The 5,018-nt window shown below is 47.2% G+C and carries 6 protein-coding genes; 2 read left to right on the forward strand and 4 right to left on the reverse strand.

What is annotated here, in order from left to right:
* Window positions 1-89 precede the first annotated feature (89 nt).
* The 4 genes from ACR3FF_RS25650 to ACR3FF_RS25665 all read right to left on the reverse strand — a co-directional run bounded on the left by ACR3FF_RS25650 (window position 90) and on the right by ACR3FF_RS25665 (window position 3,665).
* On the reverse strand, window positions 90-800 hold the full coding sequence (locus ACR3FF_RS25650) for a DUF4238 domain-containing protein (RefSeq protein WP_458190938.1): 711 nt from the start codon (window positions 798-800) through the stop codon (window positions 90-92).
* Between the two features lie 3 nt (window positions 801-803).
* Entirely contained in the window at window positions 804-1,067 is a 264-nt protein-coding gene (locus ACR3FF_RS25655) for a hypothetical protein (RefSeq protein ID WP_458190934.1), read from the reverse strand.
* Between the two features lie 345 nt (window positions 1,068-1,412).
* A complete protein-coding gene (locus ACR3FF_RS25660) occupies window positions 1,413-2,504 on the reverse strand; it encodes a Shedu immune nuclease family protein (RefSeq protein ID WP_458190935.1) in 1,092 nt (363 codons plus the stop codon).
* A gap of 342 nt (window positions 2,505-2,846) precedes the next feature.
* The gene (locus ACR3FF_RS25665; protein ID WP_458190936.1) at window positions 2,847-3,665 is read right to left on the reverse strand and encodes an HNH endonuclease; all 819 of its coding nucleotides are present in this window, start codon (window positions 3,663-3,665) and stop codon (window positions 2,847-2,849) included.
* Between the two features lie 243 nt (window positions 3,666-3,908).
* On the opposite strand from ACR3FF_RS25665, the gene ACR3FF_RS25670 reads away from it, so the two are divergent.
* Window positions 3,909-4,145, forward strand: coding sequence for a MarR family transcriptional regulator (locus ACR3FF_RS25670; RefSeq protein WP_435158061.1), 237 nt, complete (start codon window positions 3,909-3,911; stop codon window positions 4,143-4,145).
* 7 nt (window positions 4,146-4,152) lie between these two features.
* The gene (locus ACR3FF_RS25675; RefSeq protein WP_458190937.1) at window positions 4,153-4,926 is read left to right on the forward strand and encodes a type I restriction enzyme HsdR N-terminal domain-containing protein; all 774 of its coding nucleotides are present in this window, start codon (window positions 4,153-4,155) and stop codon (window positions 4,924-4,926) included.
* Window positions 4,927-5,018: the final 92 nt, after the last annotated feature.

A 5,018-nucleotide genomic window follows, 5' to 3' on the forward strand; every position in this document is an offset into this window, starting at 1 on the left:
AGTTGGACGTCATGAGAATCCTTACGCTGTACAGGAGTTTCAGCTAGATAAGATTTATGTCATATGGCTCGAAATCCAGAGAATCTGAGTCATCCCGTCGATGTTTCTTGGACAGGCTCCCAATATTCGTCTATTGGATTTTCTCGACGTAGCTCATCGATTAGTGAGATGTTGTGATTGAGCATCCAGCGAGCATCTGACGCTTTCTTCGTAGCGGTGATTATCTCTCTGTCTTCTGGCGGGATTGTAAGCTGTTCTGGACGGGAAGTTGCTTCTCTGAAACCGGATCTTTGGGCTTCCAGTATTCGTTCCGTGTCCCATCGAGTGCCCCGGATGCAATCCTCGTCGGGGAAGTGTTTGCACATGACTTCGATCATCCGCTCTAATTTATCCCCGGTTCCGACGGGGCCGAATATCTCGTGAAAGGAGCTGAGACCTTGGAGCAAATTAAACCTCCAAATCTCTTTCCGATCATTTACCTTGATCCGAGGTATGTCAGTCGATGGGTGTTGAGGTTCGACGTCGAATGTGTCGGGATCCAAGAATAGAAGCAGCTTGTCTGGGTTCACCGGACAAAACACTTCCTTACCCTTAAATTGGAATCCTTCCTTCAAGCCGCCGCCTGGATACTCTTCCTCGTAGATGACAACCGGACCGTCTGAGGTGAAGAAAGGGAGATCAGTCTCGTTCTCTATAATCCTCCATCCCATGAATTGGAATCCCTCGTGGCGTTCCCCCGCGTCAAGTTCTATGACTGATTCCCAATTTCCTCGTATCGGGATTCCAGCGGTCTGGGAGATCTCCTATTTCAACCTGTGGAATGTCTTCGCTCGTGGAGACCGGTCTCTCTGAAACACGATGAACTGAGTGAGACGAGCGATGTTTTCCTCCGAGAGAGCCTTGTTATCGATGATTCTCTTCAGGGCCTTCACCATCGCGTTTTCTGCCTGGTTAGTTTCGTCTCCTTCGAAGAATCCCTCAGCGTAGTTTTCTGAGGACGCAGCTTTCCCGACAGGGAATTTATCGATCGGATCGTAGTAGTCACCCCCTCCGTGTTTCTCTACCAATGAGTATCGTGCAATCACGCCCTCGTCGACGGGGGAAAATAGCCGAAGATAGGATTCCTGAACATAATGCTCATTCATCATCTGTTCGGTTGGATGGCGGCGTTGATGTGCATATCGCTAATTGTGAATAGATAGATGTTGGTCTTACTTTCATGTCTACCATATTTATGCCCACAAAACTTCTGACTTCCGCGTTTATTCTTCTGAAATCTACCAGATAACCACCCGTGGACTTGACTTCCGCCGCTCAACTTCACCACTCTCATGTAACTTCTCAAGTGCTGGCCGAGTATATCTTGGTAGACTGGAAAAGAGATGATATCCAAAATACTCGTGAGTAGGTTGTTATTCAGAGTCATCTTCACGTATCTCTTTTACAGGTAATTCCTCATCTTCATCGTATCGATCAACAATACGTTGCCCTATCTTAGTGATATCCGAGAATGTGTGTATCGTGATTCTATTCAAATGACTGTTCATTACTCGAAGAGACTCACGCTCATCAGAACTCAGATCATCTCCGATAACAATGATCCCTCTCGGTTTTACCATATTCATCCCATCTCGCATGAGAATATTCCCTTGGGCTTGTTCAATTCGATAAATGTAGTTTTGGACTTGTGCGATCGCACTTGATAACTCGGCACTCGCTTTATATGTGTCATGCGAACCATCCTCAACCAGTACTGTTGTCTCTGGTTTTTTAATTTCTATAACGTCAAAAAAACCATCTACTGATTCAAAACAGAAATCTACCTCTTCATCTCGCGTGAGTTCTCTCAATTCTATTTGCTGAACATATTCTTGGCCGAACAGCCAAGGGTTATCTTCAAGAAATTCTTGATATTCAGACTCTGCCTCTTCTCTCTCTATTTTTTGTCGGAACTCTTCAAGAATTGATTTTGTTCTTGCATACTTTATCGCATGCTCTGCTTTAACAGCATCCCGTTCCACTTTATCTGAGGATAGATCTAAGGCCCCAATTTCGACATCTAAGTCCGTTAGGCTACCGATTAACTCAAGTAGAATGTCCTGTAGACCATCGTCTTCACAAGATTTGATTGCTTCAACCGCTGATGCAGCCGCTTCTGATGAAGGGCTTTCTTTCTTTAAAATCACATGATTACCTCGATCTAACCCTTTTAGTTCGTAGATATTCTCAAGAAATCCGAGGAGTCGAGTTACTTCTTCTTTTGAACATCTGAATTCTGTCTCTTCGTCTTGGTTGAGAAATCCACTATTCTTTCTTGCTTTCCAAAACCCGAGAATATATTGATCTTCGTCTTTCTCTGGTACTTCAAATACGTTAAGTGATTTGTAGGTTCTTGGTCCTTTTTTGATTGGATAGTGTGCTATATGATTCAGAGGACCAGACTCACCATGATTGACTTCAATCTCGTATACTTCACCATTTCCAAAATCCTGACTAATCCGCATAAGCTAGTCTTATAATAATTATAACTTAATACTTCTGGTCAAAGTGAAGGAATTATATTCATGTTACATTTCTGCGAACCAAACCCTGGAACCATTCTATTTTCTCCTCCAGAACACGAGAACGGGTTCCGCTGCTCGACCCGCCGAGCCCGCTATACCCGCACTCCTGAGGGCCTTGAAGTGGGTTACCGATACGGCTGTCCCGAGCGTACGGATCACCTTCCGAACAGCGGTGCATCTGGTGTACCCATCCTCAGTACGCCGAGCAAGCAAATACCGGAAGCTATCATCCACATCAGAACGTATCACTAACTGTGCAACATCCACGATATCAGCCATCGCTTAGATACTCTCAACTTCCATGCTCTCGTGCTTGGCTTCGAGCCGCTCGATGAGTTGCTGATTAAACGCATCTTTGTCAGCTCCATTGTGGGCTTGTCGATGGCAATTCGGACAAACTGCAATCACTGATTCAGGATCGTCGGGACCACCATCACTGAGTCGGTGCACATGGTGAACTTCCAAATAGGGGTTCCCGCTCGAAGTCTCGAATGGTGCCGGCTGATCACAACCCTGGCACGTTCCATCTGCCCAAGCGAGCGCGTATTCTCTTACTTCGGATGCACGACGGTGGGTTTCTGTGACAGACGTCGAGGTTGCTGGCTCAGAGCTGCTCGCTGCTTTTGCCCGCTCGTATAGTTCTGCCTCGCTGAGTGTGGTTTCTGTTCCAAGTGACTCCTCCTCTCCAATCGCGTTAGAAACGGGTGCGAGAACGAATCGAATCCCACGTCGAAGGTTCTTGTTCGTATCTGGGAGTTGCTGTTCGAAGTGATCGACGTATTCGTACTGTCCAACGTATTTGACCATTCCTTTGCCGAGCATTTTGAAGAGATGAAGCTGGCGACCATCCGATTGATGCTGGAGGATGGCTTTGTTCCCCTGGTCATACGTCATATCTCCCTCCCGACCCTCTCCCGTGTAGATCACTGTCCCATCGTCTTTGAACTCGTCTTGGTAGCCATGGTCTTCCCCAGACCCGCCGGTGAACAGGAAGACATAGGGTGAATCTCCACATGGTGAAATTCCATGCTGGCGACGGCCGCCGAATTCATCGTGAATTTCTTGGCGAACGTATTGTTCGCCTTTTTCGAATAGCGTCATTTGAATAACTCATTGTTCTCAGTCCGGACCATAAATACTGAGGGAGATAGAATCTCTGAACTATTGAATTCAAAGCAGGGATTAAGTGGTGTGGGCCTGCGCAGTACTTCGATAACGCTCCCTTTCACCTCCTCATTTAGCAGTCTACTATTACCCCCTAACAATACCATTAACGATCACAGTAACTCATACCAACAATATTTTCGTAACATTAATCGTAACTAAGTAACACCTCTTGTCATAATGGTTAACGAGAAATTCGAACCAAACGACCGCCAGGAGGCTATTTTAGAGGTGCTCAAAGCGGGGAGAGACGAGACACAACCCTGGGGCTATGCCAATCCAAAACGCCTCGAAGAACAGCTCGATACTCGTAAACAGTACATCAATCGGGAACTTCGCGGACTCGTTGATGCAGGATGGGTCGAAAAGGTCAATCGAGGTCTCTACCGCTTTGTCGCTGACGCACGCGAGGACTAACTAATCGATGAACGAATCTGAGATCACAGCGTACGTCGAACGATCCCAATCACTAATCGACCAAGCACCGCAAATGGACGAGGAAAATACGAAGGTGAAACTCATCCAACCGCTCATTGATCTTCTCGGGTGGGATATGTTCTCGTCAGAAGTAGAACTCGAATATCCAATGCAGATCGGTCGAGGGAACACCCGTGCAGATTATGCCCTTCTCATCGAGACCGCCCCCGTCGTGTTCATCGAAGCGAAAGGGTGCGACAGTACTCTCACTGATGCTGATCGAAGTCAGTTGACGAGCTACATGCGACAGAAAGGAGTTGATTGGGGACTCCTCACAACCGGCAGTCAATTTGAGATTTTCCGTCGTCGAAAAGACAGCTCTCGTCCTGATGAGGTCTCATTAGCACGGTTCTCAATCGGTGAGCTCGAAGACAATTGGCACGTCCTGGAACTCCTCTCAAAGGAGCTGGTCAAGACTGGCGAAGCAGACACGATTGCCCATCGTATTGAAGCACGACAGCATGCCGTCGAAACACTCCAACAGCAAAAAGAAAGCCTCGCGGAGCGAGTGACGCAGCTCGTAATTGCAGAAATCGACGATTCGCTAGCGCAGGAAATCGAACCAAAGTCAAAGGAGTACATTGATTCGCTGATTCACACGCTCGCAAACGGTGATGAAGCGGATCTCCCGATCGTTGGAAATGGGGGAGAGATTGTGACCACTTCGGATGAAGTCGTCTCTAATACTCCTTCTACAGTCGGTAGTTCCCATCGTTCCTGATTACTGACTCGGTTTCTGGGGCGAGACGAGAGTAGCTGGCGCGGATGAGCGAATGATTCAACCAAAGACGGCGGTCTCACTCCAGTGAGAGC

This window comes from Haladaptatus ordinarius (assembly GCF_054177595.1).